The organism is Modestobacter sp. URMC 112, from assembly GCF_053502575.1.
In genome coordinates this window covers 2,101,537-2,125,441 of record NZ_CP199957.1, presented here as the reverse complement: position 1 = coordinate 2,125,441, position 23,905 = coordinate 2,101,537, and the positions used below count along the sequence as shown (strand labels likewise).

The window sequence follows — 23,905 nt, the reverse complement described above, 5'->3', positions numbered from 1 at the left end:
AGGTGCACGAGCCAACCATGCGGGGACGGCGACCTCCCCGCATCCCCCGGAGCCACCCGGCCTGGTGCCCGTCCTGCTGTACCTGGTCGCGCTGGTCGCCGTGGTGAGCAGCCTGGGCGCGCCGCTCGTGCCGGCCATCGCGGCGGCCTACGACGTCCCGGTCGCCTCCGCGCAGTGGACCCTCACCGTCACCCTCCTCGTCGGCGCGGTCAGCACGCCGGTGGTCGGCCGGCTGGGCGACGGGCCGCGGCGGCGCACCGTCGTCCTGGTGGTGCTGGCGGCCGTCGTGCTGGGCAGCGTGCTCGCCGCCCTCCCGCTGGGGCTGGGCGCGACGATCGCCGGCCGGGCGCTGCAGGGGCTGGGACTGGGCCTCACCCCGCTGGCCATCGCCACCGCCCGCACCGCGCTGTCCGCCGAGCGGTCCCGGTCGACGGTGGCCGCGCTGTCGGTGACCGTCGCGGCCGGGGTGGGACTGGGCTACCCCGTGACCGGCGCCATCGCCGAGCTGGGCGGGGTGCACGCCGCCTTCTGGTCCGGCGCGGTGGCGGGCGCGGGTGCCCTGGTCGCGGCCGCGTTCGTCTTCCCGCCGGGCGAGCAGGTCCCGGCCCGCCGGCTGGACGTCGCCGGGGCGCTGCTGCTGGGCACCGGCCTCGCCGCCGGGCTGCTGGCGCTGGGCGAGGGCGAGGGCGCCGGCTGGACGTCGCCGGTGGTGCTCGGGCTCGGCGGGGTCGCCGTCCTGGCGCTGGTGGCCTGGGCCGCCTGGCAGCTGCGGGCGCCGGCGCCGCTGGTGGACCTGCGGCTGGCCCGCGGCCGGGCCGCGGCGACCGCCCACGGGACCGCGCTGCTGGCCGGGCTGGCCAACTACCTGCTGCTGGCCTCGGCGCCCCGGCTGGCCCAGACCCCGGAGTCCACCGGCTACGGCTTCGGCGCGGACGTGGCGGTCGCCGGTCTGGTGCTGCTGCCGTTCTCCCTCGCCAGCGTGGTCGCCAGCCGGCTGGCCCGGCCGCTGGACCGGCGCGCCGGCCCGCGGGCGGTACTGTCGCTGGGCGCCGTGGTGCTGGGCGCGGGCCTGCTGCTGTTCGGCCTGCTGCGCGAGGAGCTGTGGCAGCTGTTCCTCGGCTCGGCGGTGTCCGGCCTGGGCGTCGGCCTGCTGTTCGCCGCGCTGCCGGGGGTGATCGTGGCCGCCGTCCCGGTGCGGGAGACCGGCAGCGCGATGAGCCTGAACCAGGTGCTCCGCTACGTCGGCTTCGCGGTGGGCAGCGCGCTGAGCGCGACGCTGCTGGAGGCGGCCACAGCGGCGCGGGCCGCGTACCCGGCCAGCAGCGGCTACACGACCATCGCCCTGGTCGGCTGCGGCGCGTGTCTCGCGACCGCGGTGCTCGGCGCCTCGCTGCCGCGGGTCAGCGGGCGGCGACCCGGTCGGTGAGGGCGAGCACGTGCCGCCAGGCGTCCTGGCACGCCTCGGCCCACTCGTCGAAGGCCCGGTCGAAGAAGGAGTGCGGAGCGCCCTCGTAGACGACGTCGTCGACGTCGGCCCCGGCCGCGCGCATGGTCGCGGCCAGCGCCCGCTGCTCCTCGACCGGGGTGGCCTGGTCGGCGCCGGCGATGACCATCACGGTCGGCCGGCTCGCCCGGGACGCCGCCTCGCCCACCATGCCGGGCCTGCCGTAGAAGCCGGCGCAGCCGGCCACGTCCAGGGTGCCGCCGGACTGCCGCCAGGAGTGGCTGCCGCCGAAGCAGAAGCCGACGGTGACCACCGGCAGGCCCGCCTCGGTGCGGCTGCGCAGGTAGTCGACGGCGGCCGTGATGTCCGCGTCGATCCCGGCCGGGGTGGTCTGCGGGATGTGCTCCTGCCAGCCGAAGTCCTCACCGCGGGTGCCGTTCTCGGCCAGCCCGGCGGTCCGGCCGAACCAGTCGATCGCGACGGCGGGGAGCCCGGCCTCGGCGAACCGCTCGGCCAGCGCGACGTAGTAGGGGTGCAGCCCCCGGATGTCGGGCAGCACGACGACGCCGACCCGGGGGGTGGCGGCCGGCGCGGCGTAGGCGGCGGAGAACTCGGTGCCGTCCGCGGCGGTCAGCGTGAGCAGGCCGCGCTCGGCGACGTCCCCGGAGCGCGGCGGGGCGGGCGGGCGGCTGTCGTGGTCGTGGCACATGTGGCTGTGTCTACCGCCGCCGGCAGTCCGCGGCCCGGCCGGGGGACCTCAGGCGTCGGTGTCGGCGTCGGCGACCGCGGCCGGGTCGCCGCCGAAGACCTCCGCGGCCACCTCGCGGCGCACGTCGGTGGCCCACTCGAACTGGCGGTTGGCCTGGTCGATGAGCCGGTCGAACAGCGCGGCGTCGATCCGGTCGTCGACCTCGGCGACGATGCGCAACGTCTCGAAGCCGCTGCGCTTGCCGCGGACGGCCGAGGCCAGGAACTCGAACTCGATCAGCGAGCTCAGCGGCGAGCGGGACAGCAGGCCGCCGTTGAGCTTGGCGCGGCTGGCCTTCTCCGCGATCCACACCGCCACCTGCTTGTACTGCCGCACCGGGAAGCCGAGCGCCGCCATGGTCTGCTGCAGCGCGGCCCGCTCCTCCCGGAGCTCGCCGAGCAGCTGCCGCAGCGCCGGCTCGTGGCGGTTCCCCCGGTGGGCGCCGATCATCCGGGAGACCAGCTCGATGCCGCCGGTGGCCGAGGCGAGGTGGTCGTTGCAGTAGACGGCGAGCAGCTCAGGGTGGCCGGCGCCGGTGCGGCCGGGGGTGTCGGTCACGGGGTCTCCTCGCGGTGGGGCGGCGCCGGGCAGCGCGGACGTCGGACCATCATGGCCGGTGGCGCCGCCGCCCGGTACACCTGCACCCCCGCTGGAGGGTCCGCACCGGACGCCGGAGCGCCCAGGGCTCAACCCCCGGTCAGTCGGCGAGCAGGACGGCGACGCCCACGCACGCGGCCGCCCACAGCGCGCTGGCCAGGGTGCCGATGATGAAGCGCTCGGCCGCGGCGGGCGCCTTCAGCTCGGCGTACCGGCCCAGGCCCTTCACCGCGAGGACGACGGCCAGCCCCTCGGCGAACCCGCCGAGCAGCGTCGCCGCCACCCCGAGGCGCTCCAGCACCCCGATCCAGGCCCCGCCCCGCAGCACCTGGGGGTCGGCCGGGCCGCCGCTCACCCCGGCCCCGGCCGGGTCGGCCGCCCGCAGCACCGCGGTGGCGACCGGGCCGCCGGCCGCCGCGGCCGCCAGGACGGCGGCGACCACCCCGGCGGCTACGACCAGGTCCGACGGCTCCCCGGCGCGCCAGGCGAGCAGGGCCGCGATCGCCAGCAGGCCCGACAGCAGACCCGCGCCCACGGGACCGCCGGTCCGCTCCGGGCGGAAGGCCAGGCCCGCGCCGACGGCCGCGACGACGACGAGCAGCAGCACGGCGGCGACGGTCATCCGGCGGCCCGGGCCAGCAGCCGCGCCGCGGTGGGGCGCAGGTCCCGCTCCACCTCCCACAGCCCGGCGGCCAGCCGCTGGCCCACGGCCTGCCGGGTGACACCCAGCTCGACGGCGGCCTCGGCCTGGGTGCGGCCGGCCTCGACCAGGGTGATCGCCTCCCAGGCCTGGGCGCTGCGCCGCTGCACCAGCACCGCCAGCGCGGTCAGCACGGCCTGCGCATCGCCGGCCGCGGTGGACGCCGCCCCGCGGACCGCCACCCGGGCCGGCCGGCGCTTGGCCGCCTCGACCGCCGCGCGCGCCGCGACGAACGCCGGCCCCGCACCGGCGCGGGTGCTCGCCGGCAGCGGCGTCTGCACGGGCCCCGCGCCGACACCGACGCTCCAGCCGCCCGCCCGCGCCAGCTCCAGCACCACCGACACCACCACGGCAGGGTCCTCGAGGACGCCCTGGAACTCGTCCCCGGCGGTCCGCTCGAACCGCAGCACGGTCGGCACGCCGGCCAGGTCGTCGAGCACGCCGGCGACCCGGTCGGGGTTCCGGCGGCTCGCCCGCTGGTCGACGGTCAGCACGAAGGGCACCTGACAAGTTCAGCAGCTTGCATCGACATCTGCAAGGTTCAGAGCTTGTCGGTACCCGCGGGAGGGAAGCCACCGGTGGCCACCGGCCCCCACCGCTCGACGGTGATCCGCAGCAGCGACTTGCCCTGCCGCTGCATGGCAGCGCGGTACTCGTCCCAGTCCGGGTGCTCGCCGCTGATCGACCGGTAGTACTCCACCAGCGGCTCGAGGGCAGCAGGCAGGTCGAGCACCTCGGCGGACCCGTCGACCTGCACCCAGGGCCCGTCCCAGTCGTCGGACAGCACGCACAGCGACACCGCGGGGTCACGGCGGACGTTGGCCACCTTGGCCCGCTGCGGATAGGTGGACACGACCACCCGGCCGTCGGCGTCCACACCGCAGGTCACCGGGGAGAACTGCGGACCGCCGTCGCGCCGGCGGGTCATCAGCACCGCGCGGTGCCGGGGGCGGAGGAAGGAGAGCAGTTCGTCCCGGTCGACCCGGTCGACGGTGGCGGTCTTCGGCATGCCCGGCAACCTACGGCCGCCCCCTGACGATCCGTCCGGGCCCCGGGGACAGTGGCGGTCACCACGCGCCGCCGTCCGGTGGCAGGCCCCGAGGTGTGCTGGGATCGACGCATGGTCGACACCCCCGGTACCACCGACGCCCGGCCGCCCGGCGGACCCAGTGGGAGCAGCGTCGTCGGTGTCGACAGCACTCCCGAGGGGGACGCACCGGCCACCCGGGCGCCGGCCCCCGGTCCCGACCGGGGCGAGAAGCTCCAGCGGGCCACCCGCCGGGTGGCCATCGCCTCCGCCCAGCTGCTGCTCATCACCGCCGCCCTCGTCGTGGTCGGCTGGGTGCTGGGCCGGCTGTGGGTGGTGCTGCTGCCCGTCGTGCTGGGCCTGCTGTTCAGCACCGTGCTCTGGCCGGCCACCCGGTTCCTCCGCCAGCACGGATGGCCGCCGGCGCTCGCCGCCGCCGTCGTCCTGCTGGTCTTCCTGGGGGCGTTCGGCGGGATCATCGCGGTGATCGCCCCCCAGGTCGTGAGCCAGGTGGAGGACCTCGCCGACGGCTTCGCCGGCGGGCTCCAGGAGATCCAGGAGTGGATCGCCGGCCCGCCGCTGAACCTCGGGGACGAGCAGATCGGGAACGCCGTCGACTCGGTGATCAACTCGGTCCAGAACAACGCGCAGAACATCGCCGGGTACGCCGTCACCACCGCCACGACCATCGGCAACCTGCTGATCAACCTGGTGCTGGCGCTGATCCTGGCGTTCTTCTTCCTCAAGGACGGCCCGAAGTGGACGCCGTGGCTGGCCGCGCAGACCGGCCCCCGGGCCGCGCCGCACGTGGCGGCGCTGTCGGACAAGGCGTGGTCGACGCTGTCGGAGTTCATCCGGCAGCAGGCCCTGGTCGGCTTCATCGACGCCTTCTTCATCGGCCTGGGCCTGCTGGTCCTCGGGGTGCCACTGGTGCTGCCGCTGGCGGTGCTCACCTTCTTCGGCGCCTTCGTCCCGATCATCGGGGCCTTCGTCGCCGGCGCCTTCGCCGTGCTCATCGCGCTGGTCAGCAACGGCTTCAGCACCGCGTTGATCGTGCTGGGCATCGTCGTCCTGGTGCAGCAGCTGGAGGGCAACGTGCTGCAGCCGATCATCCAGGGACGCGGGCTCAACCTGCACGCCGCCGTGGTGATCCTGGCCGTGACCGCCGGGAGCAGCCTGGCCGGCATCGTCGGGGCCTTTCTCGCCGTCCCGGTCACCGCGCTGATCGCCATCGCCTACCGCTACGCCCGTGACCAGCTGGACGGGCTGTCCCCCGAGGTCGCCGCGGACGGCACCCGGCAGGAGCTCACCGGCGACGCCACCGGCGCGCACCTGGTGCGCGCGCCCGTCTCCGACGCCCCGGTGGCGGAGCAGAGGGACGCCGACCGGGCGGCGGACCCCGACGGTCCGGCGGCGCAGCCCGGCCCCGAGAGCGCGGTCGGCCGGACGCTCGGGAATGCCCGCCGGCGGCTGGGGCTTCACCGCTAGGAGAGAGACGCCGACCGCAGGAGGACACACCGTGCGCCAGCGACCGGAGGACCTCGTCGAGGTGCTCCCCGAGGCCGGGCCGCTGCTCGCCCGCGAGGCGGCAGCGGGGACGGCCGAGGAGCGCCGCGGGCTGGTGCTCGTGCACGACCTGGCCGGGGACTTCGACGCCGCGCACGCCGGCGCGCTGGCCGGCTCGCACCTGCTGGCCACCCTCCCCCACCAGCTGGTGGCCCGCTTCGACGTCGACGCGCTGGTCGACTACCGGGGCCACCGGCCGCGGATGGTCTTCACCGGCGACCGCTACGAGTCGGTCACCGCGCCGCAGATCGACCTGTACGCGGTGGAGGACGACGCCGGCGTCCCGTTCCTGCTGCTGCACGGCACCGAGCCCGACTTCGCCTGGGAGCGGTTCATCGCCGCCGTCCGCCAGCTGGTGGACCGCTTCGGGGTCACCTCGGTGGTGGCGTTGCACGCCATCCCGATGCCGGTCCCGCACACCCGGCCGGTGACCGTGACCGCGCACGCCACGCGTCGTCAGCTGATCGAGAGCTACCCGGTGTACTGGGGCGAGATGCGCATCCCCGGCAGCGCCGGGGCGCTGCTCGAGCTGCGGATGGGCGAGGCCGGCGTGGACGCCCTCGGGGTGGCCGCGCACGTGCCGCACTACCTGGCCTCGGCCACCTACCCGGCCGCCGCGCTCACCCTGCTGGAGCACCTGGAGCGGCTGACCGGCCTGCACGTGCCGACCGAGACGCTGCGGGAGGCCGCCGAGTCCAACCGCACCGAGATCGACGAGCAGATCGCCCGGTCCGCGGACAACACCGCCGTCGTCGCGGCGCTGGAGGAGCAGTACGACTCCTTCACCTCCGCCCGGGAGTCGACCGGGCTGCTCGGCTCGGCCGGCGAGGTGCCCAGCGGCGAGGAGATCGGCGCGCAGATCGAGCAGTTCCTCGCCGAGCAGGACCGCAAGGGCGACTAGGGGGCCGTGCCCCTTGGCCCGCTCCAGGGGCCCGGCCCGAGCGTGCGAGGGTCGGGGAGGAGCGGGTCCTTCAGGCGAAGACGATGGTCTTCTCGCCGTCGACGATGACCCGGTCCTCCACGTGCCAGGTCACCGCCTGGGCCAGCACCTGGCGCTCCACGTAGCGGCCCACCCGGCGCATGTCCTCGACGCTGGCGCGGTGGTCGATGCGCGCCACCTCCTGCTCGATGATCGGGCCGGCGTCGAGCTCGGGGGTGACGTAGTGCGCGGTGGCCCCGATCAGCTTGACCCCCCGGTCGGCCGCCGCCTGGTAGGGGTTCGCGCCGACGAAGGCCGGCAGGAAGCTGTGGTGGATGTTGATCAGCCGCTCGGGGAAGCGGCCGCAGAAGTCCGCCGAGACGATCTGCATGTACCGGGCGAGCACCACCAGGTCGACGTCCCCGATCAGCTCCAGGGCGCGCGCCTCCGCCTCGGCCTTGGTCCGCGGGGTGACCGGCACGTGGTGGAACGGCACGCCGTGTGCCCGGGCCACCGGTCCCAGGTCGGGGTGGTTGGAGACGACGACGGCGATCTCGGCCTGCAGGTCACCGGCGTCGACCCGGTACAGCAGCTCCTGCAGCACGTGGTCGGCCCGGGAGACGAACACCGCCAGCCGGGGACGGCGGGCGGCCTCGGTCAGCCGCCAGGTCAGCTGGAACTCCCCGGCCAGCCCGGCGAGCGCGGTCTCCAGCTCGTCCCGGCGGGCGGGCAGGCCGGCGAGGAAGAACTCCAGCCGCAGGGTGAAGGTCCCACCCTCGGGGTCGGACGAGTGCTGCTGCGAGTCGATGATGTTGGCCCCGGCGCGGGCCATGAGCCCGCTCAGCGCGGCGACGATCCCGGGGCGGTCCGGGCACCGGACCACGAGCCGGCCGACGTCGGAAGGAGCGGCACGGCGATCCGGGGCAGGCACGCCGGGCATCGTCCCAGGCCGGCGACCGCGCCGTTCCTACAGGGTCGCGCCCCAGTGGCTGAGGCCCCGTCGCAGGGTCCCGGCCCGAGCGGAGCGCGGGCTGGGGTCGGGCCCCGTCGCAGGGGCCCAGCCCGAGCGGAGCGCGGGCTGGGGGGCGACGGGGTCCTTTCTCAGCGGGCGGGGAGGACGGCGGGCAGCGTGCCGCGGACGGCACCGGCGACGTCGAACAGGTCGCCGTACTCCTCGACCCGCGCCAGCACCTCCTCGGTCCGGAACCGCAGCGAGCCCGGGTCGGCGTCGCCCACGCGGACCGCGTCCACCTCGTCCCAGCCGATGGGGGTGGACACCGTCGCGTCCGGCCGGGCCCGCAGCGAGTAGGGCGCCACCGTCGTCTTCGCCGGGTTGTTCTGGCTCCAGTCCACCAGGACCTTGCCCGGGCGCAGCGCCTTCTCCATCCGCCAGACCACCTGGTCGGGGGTCTCCGCGGACAGCTCCTGGGCCAGGTGCCTGGCGTAGCGGCTGGGGTGCTGGCGGTCGCTCACCCGGACCGGGGCGTAGACCTGCATGCCCTTGGACCCCGAGGTCTTCACCACCGGGTCCAGCCCGTCGTCGACCAGCCGCTCGCGGAGCCGCTCCGCCACGGCGCAGCACTCGTAGATGCCGGCGTTCGGGCCGGGGTCGAGGTCCAGCACCAGCAGGTCGGGCAGCGCCGGCTGGAGCTTGCTGCCGATCTGCCACTGCGGCACGTGAAGCTCGAGCGCGGCCAGGTTGGCCGCCCAGGCGAGGTCGGCCACCGTCTCCAGCAGCACCATGTCCAGCGTCTCGCGGTCCTTGGAGCTGCCGGGGCTGGGCACGGTGACCCGGCGGACCCAGTCCGGGGCGTGCCGGGCGCTGTTCTTCTCGAAGAACGCCTGCCCCTCCACGCCGTCGGGCCACCGGGTGAACGTCACCGGTCGGCCGGACAGGTGCGGCAGCAGCACCCCGGCGATCCGGACGTAGTAGTCGATGACCTGCGCCTTGGTGAACGAGACGTCGGGGAAGAGCACCTTCTCCAGGTTCGAGACGACCAGCTGCCGGCCGTCGACCCGCACCCGCTGCCGGTTCACCGCGGCCACCGTCCCGGTCGGTTCACCACTCGACCGTCACCTCCTCCGGCTCCAGGTCGTCGCGCAGCCCCCGCCAGGACGGGTGGCGCAGCCGGCCGTCGGCGGTCCACACCGCGTACGCGACCTCGCCGACGTGAGTGGGCTCCACCCAGTGCGCGTCCCGGCTGACCTCCCGGGGGAGGACGCCGTCGAACGGGGAACTGCGCCGCGGGGTGAGCAGGCCCTCGAGCTCGCGCAGCGCCGGGTCGCTGAAGCCGGTGCCCACGTGGCCCACGTACACCAGCCGGCCGTCGTCGTCGGGCACGCCGACCAGCAGCGAGCCCACTCCCCCGGCCCGCCGGCCCTTGCCGGGGCGCCAGCCGCCGACGACCACCGACTGGGTGCGGAAGTTCTTCACCTTGACCCACTCCGGCCCGCGGACGCCCGGCCGGTAGGGCGAGTCCAGCCGCTTGGCGACGACGCCCTCCAGGCCGTTCTCCAGTCCGGCCGCCTGCACCCCGGCGCCGCCGCCGGCGAACCACGGCGTCGCGGCCCAGCGGTGCCCGCCCGGGGCGAGCTCGTCCAGCCGCGCCCGCCGCTCGGCGTAGGGCCGGTCCAGCAGGTCCTCGCCGTCCAGCGCGAGCAGGTCGAAGACCAGGTAGGTCACCGGCTTCTCGGCCGCCAGCCGGGAGACCTCGGGGCCGGTGCGGTGCATCCGGTGCTGCAGCGCGCCGAAGTCCGGCCGGCCCTGGGCGTCCATGGCGACGACCTCGCCGTCCACGACGGCGTCGTGCCCGGCCAGGCCCGCGGGCAGGGCCGCCAGCTCGGGGTAGCGCACGGTGATGTCGGTGCCCTTGCGGGAGCGCAGCTGCAGCCGGCCGCCGGTCAGGTAGGCCAGGGCGCGGACGCCGTCCCACTTGAACTCGTACCCCCAGGCGTCGTCCTCGGCCTCCGGGGGCAGCTCGCCGGGGGTGGCCAGCATCGGCAGGAACCGCTCGTCGGTGACCCGGGCGGGCAGCGCCGGCGGCCCGGCCGGGAGGTCGGCCGGGGGGTCGAGGCGGCGCACGTTCCAGGTGCCGTCGCCCAGCCGGAAGAGCACGTAGCGGCCGGTCAGCCGCCGCCCGTCCAGGACGACGACGACGTGGTCGTCGGCCCACTTCTCGCACGTGTAGCGGCCGGCGTCCCAGATGGCCACCTGCCCGCCGCCGTACTCGCCGGCGGCGATCTCACCGGCGAAGCCGGCGTACTCCAGCGGGTGGTCCTCGGTCGGCACGGCCAGCCGGTTGGTGTCCGGCTCGGTGGGCAGGCCCCTGGGGACCGCCCAGCTCTTCAGCACGCCGTCGCGCTCGAGCCGGAAGTCCCAGTGCACCCGCTCGCCGGTGCGGCCGCGGGGGGTGTGGTGCTCCTGGACGACGAAGGTGTCGTCGTCCCCGGCCGGCAGCGGCCGGCCGGCGGGGGGCACCGGCTCCGCGGTGCGCCTCGGATCCCGCTTCGCCCGGTACTCGGCCAGCGGGTCGGCTCCGCCGCGGCGGCCTGCGCCGCCGCTGGTGCGGGCCCGGTCAGGCACGGGTCAGGCGCTGCGCCGGGCGCGCTTGGCCGGGGGCTTGTCCGACGCCGCCGTCCCGGAGGTCTTCCGGACGGCCGTCTTCTTGGCCGCGGCCTTGCGCGCGGTGGTCCCCGAGCCGGCCGCCTTCGCGGGCGCGGCCTCCTCGGCCGGGTCGTCCTCCGCGGCTGCGGCCTTGCGGGCCGTCGTCTTCTTGGCCGCGGCCTTCTTCGCCGGGGCCTTGCGCGGCGGGGCCGGGTCGCCGTCCGCGCCGCCGGCCGCCGCGCCGCCGCGGGCGCGCTCGACGCTCACCCGCAGCGCGCTCATCAGGTCGACCACCGCGGCACCCGGGTCGGCCACCTCGGGCACCGGCTGGACGTCCCCGCCGGTCTGCTTGGCCTCCAGCAGCGCGGTCATCGCCTCGCGGTAGTCGTCGGTGTAGTCCGCCGGGTCGAAGTCCCCGGACATCGAGCTGATCAGCGCGTCGGCCATCTGCAGCTCCTGCGGCCGCACGGACACATCCTCGTCCAGGAAGCCGAAGTCGGGACGGCGGATCTCGTCGGGCCAGCGCAGCGTGTGCAGCACCAGGATCCCGTCGCGGACCCGCAGGGCGCCCAGCGACTCGCGCTGCCGCAGCGCGATCTTGGTGATGGCCACCCGGCCGGCGTTCTCCAGCGCGTCGCGCAGCAGCACGTAGGGGCGGGTGGCCGGGCCGTCGGGCTCCAGGTAGTAGGTCTTCTCGATCTGGATCGGGTCGATCTGGTCCTGGTCGACGAACTGCAGCACGTCGATCTCGCGGCGGGTGGCCAGCGGGAGCTCGTCGAAGTCCTCGTCGGTCAGGATCACCAGCTGGCCGTCGGGGAGCTCGTAGCCCTTGGCGATGTCGCTGTACTCGACCTCCTCGCCGTCGATCGAGCACACCCGCTTGTACTTCACCCGGCCACCGTCGGTCCGGTGCACCTGGTGGAAGCGGATGTCGTGGTCCTCGGTGGCGGAGTAGAGCTTCACGCCGATGCTGACCAAGCCGAAGGAGACCGCGCCACGCCAGATGGACCGCACGACTGCCTCCTGTCCGCGCGTGCCGCCACCAGCAGCGACACGACAAGATCGCAGGATAGGTCCGGAGGGCCGGGTGCGGCGCGGTGAGCAGCCCGCTGCCCGCCCCGGGCCACCCGGAGGGGTCAGTCGGCGGCCGCGGTCAGGACTCCCCGTCGTCGTCCGAGCGCAGGGCGCCGCTCTGGATGGCGTCGTACACGAACTGCAGGACGTCGGAGCCGGCCACCATCGTCATCGTCAGCGCCGCGAGGCGGGTGGCCCGAGGTGCGGCCACGTAGCCCAGGACGAACGCGGTGCCCACCCACTGGGCCATGCAGAAGGGGCAGGTGAGCAGCTCGCCGACGGCGTGCTTGACCCCGCCGTGCTCGCGGACCACCTCGGCCACCTCGGCCTCCCCGGAGGCCCCCTCGAACCGGGTGAAGGGCGCCCGGATGGGGGCGGTCACCGGGTCCTTGGCGATCCGCCGGGCCAGCCGGAAGGTGCCGACGGTCAGCAGCACGGCGTCACCGAGCGGGATCCGGGTGGGGAGCTCCCTGCCGGAGCGGCGGATCGCCGCCGCGGCGGTGAGCACCAGCCCGCTGTAGATGCCCATGGCGCCGAGGTCGGCGGCGAGCGGCCGAGGTTCCCCCTGCGTGTAGTGGCGCTCCTGCGCCTGTGCCCACTGGAGGACCGGCCTGCCGATCCGCTGTACCCCGTCTGTGACGACCATGGGTCCGCCCGTACCCCTGCCCGGACGTGCCCATGCTCATAACGGCCGGGAACCGGGACCGGATCCGACACCGGCGACCGTCCAGGCATGCCGCGTCGGTCGCCGGGTAGGGCGGGGACACGACACCGGTCATCCGACCGGTCCCCCGTCCACCGGACGGACGAGCGTGCGCGCACTCCGGGCGCACGCAGAACGGAGGCAGCACCATGACCGAACCGGACCCGGACGACCGCGCGGCGATCGACTCCGCACTGAACGACGCCGAGTTCCCGGACGACGAGCGCGGCCTGACCGGGGTGGACGACGACGCCTTCCGCGACACCGGCGCCACCGGCGCCGAGGGGCAGACCGCCCGCGACGTCTTCCCCGAGGACAACGGCGTTCCCGACGTCTCGCAGGACGACTTCCCCACCATGCAGCGCAGCGAGGACCCGCAGTTCGCGCCGGAACCGGGCGACCGGGAGAGCCACCACACCGTCGACTTCGGGACGACGGCCCGCGAGCAGTCCGAGGGCGAGTCCCTCAGCGGCAGGCTGGAGCGCGAGCTCCCGGACGACGCGGCGGACGTCCGACCGGCGGAGGACCCCGACCGGGCGTTCGCCCAGCTCGAGCAGGACGAGGACACCGATCCGCTCAGCGACTCCGGCACCGGCCGCACCGGCGACGACCTGGAGGCCTTCGCGGACGCACCGGTGGGCGGAGAGGGCCCGGAGGAGGCCGCCGTCCACGTCATCGAGTCGAGCTGACCCCGGGCGGAGCACGGGGTCGCGGGACGGCGCCGGACGGGCTCGGATTGGTGCCCTGATCAGCGCTGGCCTACCTTGGGCGGCGCGGTTGAGCAGCCAGCCGCGGGCCCGTCCGCACGCCGGGCGGTCCGTGTCCCGAGCACCACCGTGCCCCGGGCAGCGGACGGCCGGTCAGCGTGCCCGCAGTACGCTGTCCGCCGTACGGGTGTCCCCGAGCACCGCCCCTGAGAGGAGCTGCAGTCCGTGACCTCATCTGAACTGCCCGCCGAAGGTCCGCGCGACGTGTCGGCCCCGTCCGACGGCGGCGAGGCGCCCTTCGACGACGTGATCACCCTGTCGACGTCCTCCGACGGCGACGGCACGGTCACCGTGACGGTGGTCGGCGAGGTCGACACCTTCACCGCCCCGGTCCTCCGGGCGTCGCTGGACACCCAGCTCGAGCAGCAGCCCACCGAGCTGGTCATCGACCTGTGCGGTGTGCAGTTCCTGGGTTCCGCCGGCCTCGCGGTCCTGGTCGAGACCCAGAAGTCGGCCCGTTCGCGGGACGTCGGGCTGCGGCTGGTGGCCAACACCCGCGCCGTGACCCGCCCCTTGGAGGTCACCGGCCTGATCGACCTGTTCACGATCGCCGAGAAGGCCTGAGGAAGGACCCCGTCCCACCCACCCTTCGCAGGCTCAGGGTGGGGCCCTCGACGGGGCCGGACAGACAACGACGACGGGCGCCTCTCTCCGGAGGGGCGCCCGTCGTCGTCGTGGGCTGGAAAGGCTCCGCTGCAGGGGCCCGCGCCGAGCCTGCGAGGCGTGGGGGCAGCGGGGTCCTTACGCGCTGAGCAGGCTGCAGACGCCGAGCTCGAGGGTGCGCTGGGCGGTCCGGTCGTCGTCGGCGCTGGCGGCCTCGGCCAGGGCGTCGGAGATCGTCTCGCCGTGCTCGAACCGGTCGACGACGCGCGGGTCGACGTAGCTGGCCTTGCACACCGCCGGGGTGTTGCCCAGCTGCTCGGACACCTTCACGTACGCCTGGCGCACCACCTTGTTCCGCGCCGTGCGGCTCTTCGGCGGCGGCGACTCGGCGAGGGTGGCGGCCATCATCACCGTCGCCGTCCAGGTGCGGAAGTCCTTCGCGGTGATCTCCGCGCCACTGATCTCCTTGAGGTAGCCGTTGATCTCGTCGCTGGTCACGTCGTGCCAGCTGCCGTCCTCGAGCTGGTAGCCCAGCAGCTCCTCCCCCTGGTCGGCGGGCCGCTCCAGCAGCTGGCGGACCACGGTCGCCGTCGGCCGGTCGACCAGCTCCAGCTCCCGCTCGATGCCGCCCTTGGCGGTGTAGTGGAAGAAGACTCGCTCGCCGCGCACCTCGACGTGCTCGCGGCGCAGCGTGGCCAACCCGAAGGTGCCGTTGTCCTCGGCGTACTGCTCACTGCCGACCCGGAACGCGCCGAGGTCCAGCAGCCGGACGCCGCAGGCCAGCACCCGTTCCCGGTTCAGCCCCCGGGTGCGCAGTGCCGCCACCACCGCGTCGCGGACGTCGGGGAGCTGGTGGGAGATCTCCAGCACACGCTCGTGCTTCGCGGCGTCCCGCTTCACCCGCCACTGGTCGTGGTAGCGGTACTGCCGGCGTCCGGCCGCGTCGGTGCCGACCGCCTGGACGTGGCCGTTGGGCCAGGGGCAGATCCAGACGTCCTTCCAGGCCGGCGGGATGGCCAGCGCCCGCAGCCGGTCGAGGCGGTCGTCCTTGATGAGCACGCCGTCGGTGTCGTAGTAGGCGAAGCCACGTCCGGCTCGCCGACGGGTCCAGCCGGGAGCGCTCAGGTCGCTCCGCCGCAATCTCACGCCACTGGGGTGGGCACCGTACGGTCGGCTCAAACCCTTTGTGCGTCGATGTCGACCTCCGGGGTGCTCGGGGGGCCCGCCGCGTTTGCACCGGTGCGCAGCGGGGCATGACTCCCCTTCCGTGCCTTGCGCGACGACCGGGACCCCTGCCCCCGATGGGGCCCGCTGCCCGTGCGAGCGGTCACGGCCGCACACGGGTGCGCCATGATGGACAGGCCCCTCCCCCGCCCCGGGGGTGGGAGCAGACGAAGGAGCTAACGACGGATGGTCGACACGACGGACGCTCCTGCCGCCGAGCGGCGCGCGGAGCGCCTGGAACTCCGGGTCCCCACCTCACCGACACAGCTGCCCGCGGTCCGGGCCATGACCGGTGACCTGGCGATGCGGATGGACTTCGACCTCGACGCCGTGGAGGACCTGCGCTTGGCGGTGGACGAGGCCTGCGCGACGCTCGCCGCGATCGCCGTCGGCGGGGAGCCGCTGACCGTGGTCTTCGAGGCCAGCCGTGACGCGCTGCGGATCGACGCCTGGGTCCCGACGGCCCCGCACACCGACGTCCCGCGTGACGGCTTCGGGTGGGCGGTGCTGCACACCCTGGTCGACTCGGTCGACGCCGCGCCCGGCACGCAGGCCAAGGTCCCCGCCGGCAACGGCTCGGACTCGCCGGTCGTCGGCATCGCGCTGGTGAAGTACCTGCGGCGCTACAGCCCCGTCGGGCTGGGGACCCCGGACAACGACGTGTCGGTCGCGCGGTGACCCGGGCGGCTGCTGCACACCAGCCGGCCACCGACGACGCCGCCGTCCTCGGAGCCGGAGCCGAGCTGCCCGTACCGCCCCTGCCCGTCCCAGTGGACGACCAGGCGCCGGACAGCACCCCCGATGTCGACGTGGACCCCGACCTGGACGCCGCTGCCCCTGACGGCGGCACCGCGGTGGTCGACGGGCCCGCCGCGACCGACCCCGAGACCGACGCCGAGACCGCCACGGACCCGGCGGTCGCGGTCCCCGTGTCGGAGAACCGCAGCCGGGCCGAGCGCACCGCCCCGCTGTTCGCCGAGCTCGCCACCCTGGAGAAGGGCGACCCGCGCCGGGAACGGCTCCGCGAGCAGCTGGTCGAGGAACACCTGCCCCTGGTCCGGCACTTCGCCCGGCGGTTCAGCAACCGCGGGGAGCCCTTCGACGACCTCCTCCAGGTCGGCACCCTCGGGCTGATCGCGGCCATCGACCGGTTCGACCCCACCCGGGGCGTGGAGTTCCTGTCGTTCGCGGTGCCCACCATCACCGGCGAGATCAAGCGGCACTTCCGCGACCAGGGTTGGTCGGTGCGGGTGCCCCGCCGCCTCCAGGAGCTGCACCTGTCGCTGAACGCGGCGGTCAGCGAGCTGGCCCAGAAGAACGGGCACGCGCCGAACCCCAGCGAGCTGGCCGAGCACCTGGGGATCCCCCGGGCCGAGGTGCTCGAGGGGCTGGCCGTGGCCAACGCCTACCGCAGCAGCTCGCTGGACGAGCGGCTGTCCGGTGAGGAGGACTCCCCCACCCTGGCCGCGACGCTGGGCGAGGAGGACGCCGCGCTGGAGGGCGTTGAGTACCGCGAGTCGCTGCAGCCGCTGCTGGCCACGATCCCGGCCCGCGAACGGCGCATCCTCATCCTGCGGTTCTTCGGCAACATGACCCAGTCCCAGATCGCCGCGGACATCGGCATCTCGCAGATGCACGTGTCCCGACTGCTGAGCCAGACCCTGGCCAAGCTGCGCGAGGGCCTGCTCAAGGACTGAGGACCCCCCTGCCCCCCACCCTTCGCACGCTCAGGGCGGGACCCTGCAGGGGGGCCGAACGGCAGACGGACCAGGACCCTCGGGGTCCTGGTCCGTTCGTCGTCCGCGGCTACTGCTGGAGCTCGGGCGGGCCGGTGCGGACGTCCTCGGTGGCCTGGGTGAGCGAGGGCGGGGTGGGCATGCCGCCCGACGGCAGGCTGGGCTCCACCCCGATGCTGGACAGCTCGATCTTCGCCTCGGGCTGCTCGGCGGCCGGCGGCAGGTTGGAGTCGAACCAGCCGCTGGTGTCCAGCCCGGCGGCGGCCGGGGTGGTGCCGTTGCCGGTGGCCGGGCCGACGTCCAGCCAGGACCGCTCGCCGTCCCCGCTCCCGCCGCCGAGGGAGGCCAGCCCCTCCAGCGCCTTGCTGAACTCGCTGGGCACGATCCACATCTTGTTGGCGTCGCCCTGGGCGATCTTGGGCAGGGTCTGCAGGTACTGGTAGGCCAGCAGCCCCTGGTCCGGCTTGCCGTCGTGGATGGCCTGGAACACCGTCTCGATCGACTTGGCCTGCCCCTGCGCCTGCAGGAACAGCGCGGCCCGCTCACCCTCGGCGCGCAGGATCCGGCTCTGCCGCTCGGCCTCCGCCTCCAGGATCGCCGCCTGCTTCTTGCCCTCCGCGGACAGGATGGCGGAGGCCTTCTGCCCCTCGGCCGTGGTGATCGCCGACTGCCGGTTGCCCTCCGCGGTCAGGATCACCGCCCGCTTGTCGCGGTCGGCGCGCATCTGCTTCTCCATGGAGTCCTGGATGGACGGCGGCGGGTCGATCGCCTTGATCTCCACCCGGGCCACCCGCAGGCCCCAGGGCCCGGTGGTGCCGTCCAGGACCTCGCGCAGCTGCGAGTTGATGCCGTCCCGGCCGGTCAGCGCGCCCTCGAGGTTCAGCCCGCCGACCACGTTGCGCAGCGTCGTGGTGGTGAGCTGCTCCATGCCGGTGATGTAGTTGGCGATGCCGTACACCGCCAGCCGCGGGTCGGTCACCTGGAAGTAGACGACAGTGTCGATGCCGACCTGCAGGTTGTCGGCGGTGATGACCGGCTGCGGCGGGAAGGAGATGACCTGCTCACGCAGGTCGATGGTGGCGCGTACCCGGTCGACGAACGGGACGAGCAACGCCAGCCCCGGGGACAGCGTGCGGCTGTAGCGGCCCAGCCGCTCGACCACCTTGGCCTGGGCCTGGGGCACGATCGTGACGCTCTTGGCCAGCACCACGATCGCCAGCAACGCGATGACGATCAGGGCGATCAGTGCTTCCACGGGTGCTCCTCGACTCGGAGGGGTGCGGACCACCGATCCTGCCCGCGTCGCGGGGCCCGGTCACGCCCCGCGCGCGCGGGTCATCCGATCGTGACCGTCAGACGTGACCGACGTAGGCGACCGGCCCCTCGATCTGCACGATCCGCACCTCGTCGCCGACCTCGTAGGCCTCGCCGTCCAGCTGGGTGCGCGCCGTCCACTCGTCGTGACCCATCCGGACCCGTCCGGCGGTCTCGCTGACCCGCTCGCTCACCACGGCGGTCCGCCCGACCAGGACCGCGACCCCGTCGAGCTGCTCGGGGGTGCGGTCCACCAGGTGCCGCTTGGCGATCGGCCGGATGACGACGAGCAGGCCCGCGGACACGATGACGAAGGCGGCGAGCTGCATCACCACCGGGCCCCCGAGCAGCGCCACGCCCATCCCGCCGAGCGCGCCGCCGGCGAACATCAGCAGCACCAGGTCCAGGCTGGCCATCTCGCCGCCGGCGAACAGCCCCGCGGCGATCAACCAGAGCAACCAGGCAGCCACGTTCCGCAGTCTGGCACGGGCGGCCGCGGTCGTGCCCGTCGCGCGCGACGTCCGGCCGCGGCGCCGCGCGGTGGCGGCGGAGTCGTAGCCTCGACAACCGTGCACGACTACCCCGCCGGCCGTTTCGCCGTCTGGGCCACCGCCTGGCTCACCGGACGCACCCCCTACGACGAGGCGCTGGACGCGATCCTCGGCGACTCCGCCCACCGGGTGGTCGGCCTGCCCGGCACGACCGAGGCCGTGCCGCTGGGCTGGGCGCTGAGCGCGCTGCGCGGCCTCGGCGAGCAGCGGCTGCGGCTGGTGCTGCCGGTGCCCGGCGACGTCCGCGGGCTCCCGGCCGTGCCCGGGCTGGCCGCGCTGGCGCTGGAGGCCGGGCAGGCCGCCGTCGGCGACCGGGTGGCGCTGGTCCCCGAGGACCTGGGCCCGGAGGCGGTGTCCTGGACGGCGGTGTCCCTGACCGGCGCCGCACCCGCGGCCCCGCCGGTCGAGGGCACGCTGCGGTCGGTGTCCGGTCAGCTGGACCTGGCCGTCGGGGACGCCGCCCGCACGCTGGTCGGCCTGGACCTGGCCCGGTGGAACCCCGAGGTGCCGGCGCTGCTGGCCGGCCTGGCGAAGAGCACCCGGGCACCGGGCCTGCCCGCCGACCACGACCCGCTGGCGCTGTCGGTCCTCGGCCGGGCGCAGCGGCTGGCCCGGGTGCTCGACCTCGCGATGGCCGACGCCCCGGGCGCCGCGGTCACCCACGCCCAGGCCGCGGCCCGCGACGACGCCCTCCGCCCGCTCGCCGACGCCGTCCGCGACGCGACAGCGGCAAGCTACAACTGGGTGCCGAGGTGATGCAGGAGCCCGGGTTGCACGTCTTCTGACCGCTTTGCACCCACTGCAACGCGGGCAACGCAACAGGAGACCGTGGAAGGCCGGCTACGCAGACGGCCGCGCCGGGCGCTTCACGAAGCAGCAGGCGGCGGGGCAGTTGGTGCCCAGCCGGGGCTCGCCGCCGGCGCGACGCTCCTCCAGCAGCTCCCGGACGGTGGCCACGAACGCCGGGTGGGTGCCCGCCGTCGCCGCCCGCGCGAAGGCCAGCCCGAGCTCGCCGGCGGTCTCCGCCGCCTCGTTGTCCAGGTCCCAGATCACCTCGAGGTGGTCGCTGACGAAGCCGATCGGGAAGACGACGACCGCCTTCTCCCCCGCCTCGGCCAGGGCCCGCAGGTGGTCGTTGACGTCGGGCTCCAGCCACGGCACCGACGGCGGGCCGCTGCGGCTCTGCCAGACCAGGTCGAAGCCCCGGCCGGGCGCGGCGGCGTCCACGACCCGCTGCGCCGCCGCGGTCAGCTCGGCCTCGTACGCGCCGCCCTGCGGTCCGGCGACGGCGGCCATCGACGTCGGGATGCTGTGCGCCGTCGCCACCAGCCGGGCCCCGTCGCGGAGCCCGGCGGGCAACCGCTCCAGCGCGGCGGTCAACGCCTCGGCGTTGGCCTGCAGGAAGCCGGGCCGGTCGAAGTAGTGCGGCAGCTTCTCCGCCGTCGGGTTCGCGGGGGCGGCGGGGTCGGCGGCCAGCGCGGCCCGGGCCCGGGCGACGTCCTCGTGGTACTGCCGGCAGCCGGAGAACGACGCGTAGGCCGACGTGGCGAAGACGTGGACGTGCTCGATGCCGTCCTCGGCCATCTGCCGCCAGGTGTCCTCGACGTAGGGCGCCCAGTTGCGGTTGCCCCAGTAGACCGGCAGGTCCAGCCCCGCGGCGGCGAGGTCGTCGCGGACGGCCGCGATCAGCGCCTCGTTCTGGGCGTTGATCGGGCTCACCCCGCCGAAGTGGTGGTAGTGCTCGGCGACGGCCTCCAGCCGCTCGCGCGGGATGCCGCGGCCCCGGGTGACGTTCTCCAGGAACGGCATCACGTCGTCGGTGCCCTCCGGCCCGCCGAAGGACAGCACCAGCAGTGCCTCGCGGCGGCCGGACGGCGCGGGTTCGGCGGCGGGGGCGCGGCCGCCGTTGTTGCGGACGGCGAGCGACGGGTCCTGGTCCGGCTGCTGATCGGGTGGGGTGATGGAGGCACCTGCGGGCAGCGGGTGCCGGGGGCGTGCGAGGTCGGTCACCAGACCGTCATACGCCCACGGCGTGGAAGCCGCCGTCGACGTGCACGATCTCACCGGTGGTGGCGGGGAACCAGTCCGACAGCAGCGCGACCACGGCCTTGCCCGACGGCTCGGTGTCGGTCACCGACCAGCCCAGCGGGGCACGCCCCTCCCAGGCCTCCTCGAACTGCTTGGAGCCCGGGATCGACTTCATCGCCATGGTGCGCAGCGGCCCGGCGGCGACCAGGTTGACCCGCACGCCCTCCGGCCCCAGCTCGCGGGCCAGGTAGCGCGAGGTGGCCTCCAGCGCCGCCTTCGCCGAGCCCATCCAGCCGTACACCGGCCAGGCCACCGTCGCGTCGAAGGTCAGGCCGACCACCGAGGCGGTCTCGCCGAACAGCGGCCGGCAGGCCTGGGTGAGCGAGGCCAGCGACCAGGACGACACCTGGAAGGCCGTCGCCGCGTGTTCCCAGGCGACCTCGGTGAACCCGTCGCCCATCGCCTCCTGCGGGGCGAAGCCGATCGAGTGGACGACGCCGTCGAGTGAGTCGACGTGCTCGCGCAGCCGGTCGGCCAGCGTGGACAGGTGCTCGGTGTTCGTCACGTCCAGCTCGACGACGGCGGCCTCCTGCGGCAGCCGCTTGGCGATCCGCTGGCACAGCGACAGCGCCCGGCCGAAGTTCGACAGGACGACGGTGGCGCCCTGCTCCTGGGCGATCCGCGCCACCGAGAAGGCGATCGACTGCTCGGTCAGCACACCGGCGACCAGGATCTTCTTGCCCTCGAGAATGCCCATCAGTGCCCCATCCCCAGTCCGCCGTCGACCGGGACGACCGCCCCGGTGATGTAGCCCGCCTGCTCGCCGGCCAGGAAGCGCACCACGCCGGCGACCTCGTCGGCCGACGCGTACCGGCCCAGCGGCACCTGGCCGAGGATCTCCTGCTGCCGCTTCTCCGGCAGCTCGGCGGTCATGTCGGTCTCCACGAAGCCCGGCGCGACCACGTTCGCGGTGATGCCCCGGCTGCCCAGCTCGCGGGCGATGGAGCGGGCCAGCCCGACCAGGCCGGACTTGCTCGCCGCGTAGTTCACCTGGCCGGCCGAGCCCAGCAGCCCGACGACCGAGGAGATGAACACCATCCGCCCGGCGCGGGCGCGCACCATCTTGGGCGCGGCCCGCTTGGCCACCCGGTAGGCGGCGGTGAGGTTGGCGTCGACGACGTCGGTGAAGGCGTCCTCGCTCATCCGCAGCAGCAGCCCGTCCCGGGTGATGCCGGCGTTGCTGACCAGCACCTCCACCGGGCCCTGGTGCTCCTCGACCTCGCTGAACGCCCGGTCGACGGCGGCGGCGTCGGTGACGTCGCACTGCACCCCGAACAGCCCCTCAGGGGCGCCGCTGCCGCGGTGGGTCACCGCCACGGAGTCGCCCTGCTCGGCGAAGGACCGGGCGATGGCCAGCCCGATCCCCCGGTTGCCCCCGGTCACCAGCACCGACCTGCTCACACATCCACCTCGTCGATCGCCGCGCGTGTCGTCCAGGTGAACCTAGCCGCTGACCTCGCCGCCCACCGCCGGAGCCGCCGGGGTGGTCGGCGGCTCACCCGGGGAGGACCCGGGTCTGCGCCCCGGCCACGGTGCTCCACCAGTGCGCGTACCGCCGGTAGACGTCGGGCTCCCGGTCGGCGAGCAACGCCAGCAGGGACCGGGCCTCGCCGGCCAGCGCCGTCCACACGTCCTCGGGGAGCGGGGAGAAGGCGGTCACCTCGACCGCTCCCCCGGCCGGCCGCCACACACCGGCGACCAGCCCGTCGACGAGCAGGGTCGGCAGCACGTCGCCGTTGCTGCGGGTGACCGTCCGGCGGTGCTCCGGGGGGATGACCCGGCTGCGGTCGGCGTGGGCGAGCAGCACCTCGTCCCACATCGGCAGCAGGCGGGGCGGTGCCGGGGTGTCCTCGTCGGGGAGCGGCGCGCCGGGGACGTCGTACAGCACCGTGCCGTCGGGCCCCCGGTGGAGCTCCAGCTCGCCGGCCAGCGCGTCCACCGCCGCCCGGACCCGGGCCCGCTGCACCATGGCGAACTGCGCGACGTCGGCCACCGACGCCGGGCCGAAACCGGCCAGGTACCGGCGGACCAGGAGCCGCAGCTGCGCCGCCGAGGTGTCGGGGTCCACCGTCGCCGTCCCGGATCGGGCCGCGACGTAGGCCGGCTGGGGCCCGAACGACCACGGCGCGCCGGTGGGCGCGTGCCACAGCGGCGCGTAGTGCCGCAGCGCCCACCAGACCGGCGGCGCCGCCGTCTCCCCGACCCGCGAGGCGAGGAGGGCCTCGACGTCGGCCCGGCCGCGGGGCTGCACGGCGCCGCTCAGCACATCGGGCACGAGCCCGTCCGCGTCCGCGACGGACAGCCCGGAGGAGGTGAAGCGACGGTCCCCCAGCCGGGCGGCCCGCAGGCTCGGCAGCACCGCGGCGTGGAAGGCGGCATGGTCCTCGGCGGCCACCGCGTGCAGCGTGATCCGCATCAGCGTCGCCTTGACCACCGCGGAGCCGACGAACGCGGCGTCGAGCTCGGCCGGGTCGAAGCCCGCCACCCGGTTCCACAGCGCGAGGTAGGGCGAGGCGGGGTGCTGCGCCTGGAGGGCGACCACCCGGCGGACCGCGTCGACGACGCCGATCGGCTCGCGCGCCAGCAGCAGCTGCCGGCCGAGGGTGGCCCGGTTGAGGCCCCGGGCGGTCAGCTGCACGGGGACCGTCAGCGGGCGGCGAGGAAGGCCAGGACCCGCTCGGTGAGCAGCGCGGCGGCGGCCGCGTCGTAGGAGGGCTGGGTGCGGTCGGCGAAGTAGTGCTGGTCGCCGGGGTAGAGGAACAGCTCGCCGTCCTCGGCCTGCTCGACCAGCTCGCGGGCGGCGTCGACGTCGCCCTCACCCACGAAGAAGGGGTCGGCGTCCATGCCGTGCACCTGCACCGGGACCCCGGCGGGCCAGGAGGTGCCGAACTCCGAGACCGGCACGCACGAGTAGCAGAGCAGGGCGCCGCGCGCTCCCGGTCGGGTCTGCGCCAGCATCTGGGCCGGCAGCACCCCCAGCGAGAAACCGGCGTACACCAGCCCGGCGGGCAGCTCCTCGACCGCGCGGGCGCCGCGCTGGAGCACCTCGCCGAAGCCGACGTCGGCCACGTGGGCGAGGCCGTCGTCGAGGGTGCCGAAGGTGCGCCCCTCGAACAGGTCGGGCGTGTGCACCGTGTGCCCGGCCCGGCGCAGCTCGTCGGCGAAGGCGACGACGCCCGGGGTCAGCCCCAGCGCGTGGTGGAACAGCACGACCTCGGCCATCCGCGGGTCCTCCCGGTG

The 23,905-nt window shown here is 74.9% G+C and carries 26 protein-coding genes; 8 read left to right on the top strand and 18 right to left on the bottom strand.

Annotated features, from left to right (window positions below; genetic code table 11):
• Window positions 1-64: 64 nt before the first annotated feature.
• Complete coding sequence (locus tag ACWIX6_RS09940; RefSeq protein WP_448616681.1) at window positions 65-1,426, top strand: MFS transporter; 1,362 nt, start codon at window positions 65-67, stop codon at window positions 1,424-1,426.
• Here the strand turns inward: ACWIX6_RS09940 and ACWIX6_RS09935 are convergent.
• The 5 genes from ACWIX6_RS09935 to ACWIX6_RS09915 all read right to left on the bottom strand — a co-directional run bounded on the left by ACWIX6_RS09935 (window position 1,401) and on the right by ACWIX6_RS09915 (window position 4,498).
• Window positions 1,401-2,153 (bottom strand): dienelactone hydrolase family protein, encoded by a 753-nt coding sequence (locus tag ACWIX6_RS09935; protein WP_448616680.1) that lies wholly within the window; start codon window positions 2,151-2,153, stop codon window positions 1,401-1,403. The genes ACWIX6_RS09940 and ACWIX6_RS09935 overlap by 26 nt on opposite strands.
• 48 nt (window positions 2,154-2,201) lie before the next feature.
• Window positions 2,202-2,750, bottom strand: coding sequence for a hypothetical protein (locus ACWIX6_RS09930; protein ID WP_448616679.1), 549 nt, complete (start codon window positions 2,748-2,750; stop codon window positions 2,202-2,204).
• 139 nt (window positions 2,751-2,889) lie between these two features.
• Entirely contained in the window at window positions 2,890-3,411 is a 522-nt protein-coding gene (locus ACWIX6_RS09925; protein WP_448616678.1) for a hypothetical protein, read from the bottom strand.
• Window positions 3,408-3,992, bottom strand: a complete 585-nt coding sequence (locus ACWIX6_RS09920; RefSeq protein ID WP_448616677.1) for a hypothetical protein — start codon at window positions 3,990-3,992, stop codon at window positions 3,408-3,410. Before ACWIX6_RS09920 ends, ACWIX6_RS09925 begins: the two co-directional genes overlap by 4 nt.
• A gap of 38 nt (window positions 3,993-4,030) precedes the next feature.
• A complete protein-coding gene (locus tag ACWIX6_RS09915; RefSeq protein WP_448616676.1) occupies window positions 4,031-4,498 on the bottom strand; it encodes a PPOX class F420-dependent oxidoreductase in 468 nt (155 codons plus the stop codon).
• A 111-nt stretch (window positions 4,499-4,609) separates the two neighbouring features.
• Between ACWIX6_RS09915 and ACWIX6_RS09910 the strand changes: the two genes are divergently transcribed.
• Together ACWIX6_RS09910 and ACWIX6_RS09905 are read left to right on the top strand one after the other, a co-directional pair.
• Window positions 4,610-6,004: an AI-2E family transporter gene (locus tag ACWIX6_RS09910; protein ID WP_448616675.1), complete on the top strand. Its 1,395-nt coding sequence runs from the start codon at window positions 4,610-4,612 to the stop codon at window positions 6,002-6,004.
• 31 nt (window positions 6,005-6,035) lie between these two features.
• Window positions 6,036-6,983 carry a proteasome assembly chaperone family protein gene (locus ACWIX6_RS09905; RefSeq protein WP_448616674.1) on the top strand — a complete coding sequence of 316 codons (948 nt, stop codon included), beginning with the start codon at window positions 6,036-6,038 and terminating at the stop codon, window positions 6,981-6,983.
• 70 nt (window positions 6,984-7,053) lie between these two features.
• Here the strand turns inward: ACWIX6_RS09905 and purU are convergent, their stop codons facing one another.
• From purU to ACWIX6_RS09880, 5 genes are all read right to left on the bottom strand, one after another.
• Entirely contained in the window at window positions 7,054-7,932 is an 879-nt protein-coding gene (gene purU / locus ACWIX6_RS09900; RefSeq protein WP_448616673.1) for a formyltetrahydrofolate deformylase, read from the bottom strand.
• A gap of 170 nt (window positions 7,933-8,102) precedes the next feature.
• Window positions 8,103-9,038 carry a non-homologous end-joining DNA ligase gene (gene ligD / locus ACWIX6_RS09895; protein WP_448616672.1) on the bottom strand — a complete coding sequence of 312 codons (936 nt, stop codon included), beginning with the start codon at window positions 9,036-9,038 and terminating at the stop codon, window positions 8,103-8,105.
• 22 nt (window positions 9,039-9,060) lie between these two features.
• Window positions 9,061-10,584, bottom strand: a complete 1,524-nt coding sequence (gene ligD / locus ACWIX6_RS09890) for a non-homologous end-joining DNA ligase (protein ID WP_448616671.1) — start codon at window positions 10,582-10,584, stop codon at window positions 9,061-9,063.
• Between the two features lie 3 nt (window positions 10,585-10,587).
• Entirely contained in the window at window positions 10,588-11,619 is a 1,032-nt protein-coding gene (ku, locus tag ACWIX6_RS09885) for a non-homologous end joining protein Ku (protein WP_448616670.1), read from the bottom strand.
• 139 nt (window positions 11,620-11,758) lie between these two features.
• The gene (locus tag ACWIX6_RS09880) at window positions 11,759-12,325 is read right to left on the bottom strand and encodes a DUF1360 domain-containing protein (RefSeq protein WP_448616669.1); all 567 of its coding nucleotides are present in this window, start codon (window positions 12,323-12,325) and stop codon (window positions 11,759-11,761) included.
• Window positions 12,326-12,531: 206 nt separating this feature from the next.
• Here ACWIX6_RS09880 and ACWIX6_RS09875 point away from each other — a divergent pair, with 206 nt between their 5' ends.
• Entirely contained in the window at window positions 12,532-13,071 is a 540-nt protein-coding gene (locus ACWIX6_RS09875) for a hypothetical protein (protein WP_448616668.1), read from the top strand.
• A 243-nt stretch (window positions 13,072-13,314) separates the two neighbouring features.
• On the top strand, window positions 13,315-13,713 hold the full coding sequence (locus tag ACWIX6_RS09870) for an STAS domain-containing protein (protein ID WP_448616667.1): 399 nt from the start codon (window positions 13,315-13,317) through the stop codon (window positions 13,711-13,713).
• Between the two features lie 177 nt (window positions 13,714-13,890).
• On the opposite strand, the gene ACWIX6_RS09865 is transcribed toward ACWIX6_RS09870, so the two are convergent.
• Entirely contained in the window at window positions 13,891-14,898 is a 1,008-nt protein-coding gene (locus tag ACWIX6_RS09865) for a DNA topoisomerase IB (RefSeq protein ID WP_448616666.1), read from the bottom strand.
• 264 nt (window positions 14,899-15,162) lie between these two features.
• On the opposite strand from ACWIX6_RS09865, the gene ACWIX6_RS09860 reads away from it, so the two are divergent.
• A complete protein-coding gene (locus ACWIX6_RS09860) occupies window positions 15,163-15,654 on the top strand; it encodes an ATP-binding protein (protein ID WP_448616665.1) in 492 nt (163 codons plus the stop codon).
• Window positions 15,651-16,673, top strand: coding sequence for an RNA polymerase sigma factor SigF (locus tag ACWIX6_RS09855; RefSeq protein ID WP_448616664.1), 1,023 nt, complete (start codon window positions 15,651-15,653; stop codon window positions 16,671-16,673). Before ACWIX6_RS09860 ends, ACWIX6_RS09855 begins: the two co-directional genes overlap by 4 nt.
• Before the next feature lie 109 nt (window positions 16,674-16,782).
• Here ACWIX6_RS09855 and ACWIX6_RS09850 read toward each other — a convergent pair whose 3' ends face one another.
• Both ACWIX6_RS09850 and ACWIX6_RS09845 read right to left on the bottom strand, forming a co-directional pair.
• Window positions 16,783-17,967 (bottom strand): SPFH domain-containing protein, encoded by a 1,185-nt coding sequence (locus ACWIX6_RS09850; protein WP_448616663.1) that lies wholly within the window; start codon window positions 17,965-17,967, stop codon window positions 16,783-16,785.
• 97 nt (window positions 17,968-18,064) lie between these two features.
• Entirely contained in the window at window positions 18,065-18,496 is a 432-nt protein-coding gene (locus tag ACWIX6_RS09845) for an NfeD family protein (protein WP_448616662.1), read from the bottom strand.
• A 99-nt stretch (window positions 18,497-18,595) separates the two neighbouring features.
• On the opposite strand from ACWIX6_RS09845, the gene ACWIX6_RS09840 reads away from it, so the two are divergent.
• Entirely contained in the window at window positions 18,596-19,333 is a 738-nt protein-coding gene (locus ACWIX6_RS09840) for a hypothetical protein (RefSeq protein ID WP_448616661.1), read from the top strand.
• A gap of 84 nt (window positions 19,334-19,417) precedes the next feature.
• Here ACWIX6_RS09840 and ACWIX6_RS09835 read toward each other — a convergent pair whose 3' ends face one another.
• From ACWIX6_RS09835 to ACWIX6_RS09815, 5 genes are all read right to left on the bottom strand, one after another.
• Window positions 19,418-20,587, bottom strand: a complete 1,170-nt coding sequence (locus ACWIX6_RS09835) for a ferrochelatase (RefSeq protein WP_448616660.1) — start codon at window positions 20,585-20,587, stop codon at window positions 19,418-19,420.
• A 7-nt stretch (window positions 20,588-20,594) separates the two neighbouring features.
• Window positions 20,595-21,362: an enoyl-ACP reductase FabI gene (gene fabI / locus ACWIX6_RS09830; protein WP_448616659.1), complete on the bottom strand. Its 768-nt coding sequence runs from the start codon at window positions 21,360-21,362 to the stop codon at window positions 20,595-20,597.
• Window positions 21,362-22,066 carry a 3-oxoacyl-ACP reductase FabG gene (fabG, locus tag ACWIX6_RS09825; RefSeq protein WP_448616658.1) on the bottom strand — a complete coding sequence of 235 codons (705 nt, stop codon included), beginning with the start codon at window positions 22,064-22,066 and terminating at the stop codon, window positions 21,362-21,364. Before fabG ends, fabI begins: the two co-directional genes overlap by 1 nt.
• A gap of 94 nt (window positions 22,067-22,160) precedes the next feature.
• Complete coding sequence (locus ACWIX6_RS09820) at window positions 22,161-23,303, bottom strand: winged helix DNA-binding domain-containing protein (protein WP_448616657.1); 1,143 nt, start codon at window positions 23,301-23,303, stop codon at window positions 22,161-22,163.
• Window positions 23,304-23,311: 8 nt separating this feature from the next.
• On the bottom strand, window positions 23,312-23,887 hold the full coding sequence (locus ACWIX6_RS09815; protein WP_448616656.1) for a dienelactone hydrolase family protein: 576 nt from the start codon (window positions 23,885-23,887) through the stop codon (window positions 23,312-23,314).
• Window positions 23,888-23,905: the final 18 nt, after the last annotated feature.

What these genes read in the sequence shown, in the direction of transcription:
- ACWIX6_RS09935 (WP_448616680.1), bottom strand. Translation starts at nt 2,153, where the DNA reads ATGTGCCACGACCACGACAGCCGCCCGCCCGCCCCGCCGCGCTCCGGG.
- ACWIX6_RS09925 (WP_448616678.1), bottom strand. Translation starts at nt 3,411, where the DNA reads ATGACCGTCGCCGCCGTGCTGCTGCTCGTCGTCGTCGCGGCCGTCGGC.
- ACWIX6_RS09915 (WP_448616676.1), bottom strand. Translation starts at nt 4,498, where the DNA reads ATGCCGAAGACCGCCACCGTCGACCGGGTCGACCGGGACGAACTGCTC.
- ACWIX6_RS09910 (WP_448616675.1), top strand. Translation starts at nt 4,610, where the DNA reads ATGGTCGACACCCCCGGTACCACCGACGCCCGGCCGCCCGGCGGACCC.
- ACWIX6_RS09880 (WP_448616669.1), bottom strand. Translation starts at nt 12,325, where the DNA reads ATGGTCGTCACAGACGGGGTACAGCGGATCGGCAGGCCGGTCCTCCAG.
- ACWIX6_RS09875 (WP_448616668.1), top strand. Translation starts at nt 12,532, where the DNA reads ATGACCGAACCGGACCCGGACGACCGCGCGGCGATCGACTCCGCACTG.
- ACWIX6_RS09860 (WP_448616665.1), top strand. Translation starts at nt 15,163, where the DNA reads ATGGTCGACACGACGGACGCTCCTGCCGCCGAGCGGCGCGCGGAGCGC.
- fabI (WP_448616659.1), bottom strand. Translation starts at nt 21,362, where the DNA reads ATGGGCATTCTCGAGGGCAAGAAGATCCTGGTCGCCGGTGTGCTGACC.
- ACWIX6_RS09815 (WP_448616656.1), bottom strand. Translation starts at nt 23,887, where the DNA reads ATGGCCGAGGTCGTGCTGTTCCACCACGCGCTGGGGCTGACCCCGGGC.